This window comes from Pseudonocardia halophobica, from assembly GCF_027922425.1.
Lineage (GTDB): Bacteria > Actinomycetota > Actinomycetes > Mycobacteriales > Pseudonocardiaceae > Pseudonocardia > Pseudonocardia halophobica.
Window position 1 is genome coordinate 1 of the sequence record NZ_BSFQ01000264.1, and the last position, 565, is coordinate 565.

The 565-nt window shown below is 61.8% G+C and carries 1 pseudogene; it reads right to left on the reverse strand.

What is annotated here, in order from left to right:
* Positions 1-506 (reverse strand): annotated as a pseudogene (locus tag PKE99_RS39395) (DNA topoisomerase IV subunit B); the annotation flags it as partial.
* Positions 507-565 lie beyond the last annotated feature (59 nt).

A 565-nucleotide genomic window follows, 5' to 3' on the forward strand; every position in this document is an offset into this window, starting at 1 on the left:
CCGGGCAGCGAGGCGACATCCATCGCCGTCTTGCGCCGCGTCAGTTCGCGCGCCTTGCGCGCGGCTTCACGGGCCAGCGCGGCCTCGATGATCTTGCCGACGATGATCTTGGCCTGTGCCGGATTTTCCTCGAACCACTCGGCCAGCTTTTCGTTCACGAGGTTCTCGACGGCGGGTCGCACCTCCGACGAAACCAGCTTGTCCTTGGTCTGGCTGGAGAATTTGGGGTCCGGCACCTTCACGCTCAGCACGCAGGTCAATCCCTCGCGCGCGTCGTCGCCGGTGAAATCGACCTTCTCGCGTTTGGCGATGCCGCTGTCCTGCGCATATTTGGTGATAGTCCGCGTCAGCGCGCCGCGCAGACCCGCAAGGTGGGTGCCGCCGTCGCGCTGCGGGATGTTGTTTGTGAACGGCAATACGGTTTCATGGTAGCTGTCATTCCACCACATTGCCACCTCGACGCCGATTCCGCTGCGTTCGCCCACCATATAGATGGGCTCCTGCATGACCGAAGTCTTTGAGCGGTCGAGATATTTCACGAATTCCCGAACGCCGCCATCATACT